Raw genomic sequence first — 656 nt, 5'->3', positions numbered from 1 at the left:
AGTTTGCGTGATGAAAATTGTGATATCTCATTATCAAAGCTTTTTCTACTCCGCAGTCTCCACCCCTCCCTTCTCATTCACCCTCTCCCAAAACCCCTCAACCTCCACTTCCTCCTCAGTCCAATTCAACTCCTCATACTCATGCCACTCATGGTCAACCGACGGATCATATGGAAATGCCTGAAGATTGGGGATGCCCAGGTTGGAAGGAACAAAAAACTCTTCCTGTATCAGGTGCTTTTTAAGATTTAAGTCAAGCTCCTCTAAGGTGGAGCCTTCGGGTGGACTGACCACCACAGAGCCGAACTGCTTATAATTGGCGGCGTCTCTGTATAGATAGTTGAAGCGGATGTTCATTTTTTGATTTTGTTTACATGAAAGGATCATGAGGGTAAATTTAGCTTGTTCTTACCTACATTCCTTTTCTTTGACACCCATTGTCCGGATAAAGCCGCTAAACCTGCAGCCAAAAATTGATATCCACTTAAGGTCCAAAAAATTCATCCTCCTCCCAATTCATGGGGTTTTTGATAATATAATCGGAAATAAACACATATTCTTCCTCATTTCTAATGATACGGTCATGGTAATTTCTCTGCCAGGGATTGAAAATGTCGGTTTCTCTCCTAAACCAATTTGTAACCCCAATTTTGAAT

At 41.8% G+C, this 656-nt stretch carries 1 protein-coding gene; it reads right to left on the bottom strand.

The features are described from left to right. Window positions 1-45: 45 nt before the first annotated feature. On the bottom strand, window positions 46-387 hold the full coding sequence (locus EL17_RS22205; protein WP_240486056.1) for a hypothetical protein: 342 nt from the start codon (window positions 385-387) through the stop codon (window positions 46-48). Window positions 388-656: the final 269 nt, after the last annotated feature.

The sequence above is a fragment of the Anditalea andensis genome, assembly GCF_000714815.1.
In the GTDB taxonomy this organism is placed as follows: Bacteria; Bacteroidota; Bacteroidia; order Cytophagales; family Cyclobacteriaceae; genus Anditalea; species Anditalea andensis.
Note: the sequence above shows the minus strand (reverse complement) of the source record. Positions and strands in the feature narration are given on the sequence as shown.

Bases quoted from the DNA above. Each gene is read 5' to 3' on its own strand.
- EL17_RS22205 (WP_240486056.1), bottom strand. From the start codon at position 387: ATGATCCTTTCATGTAAACAAAATCAAAAAATGAACATCCGCTTCAAC.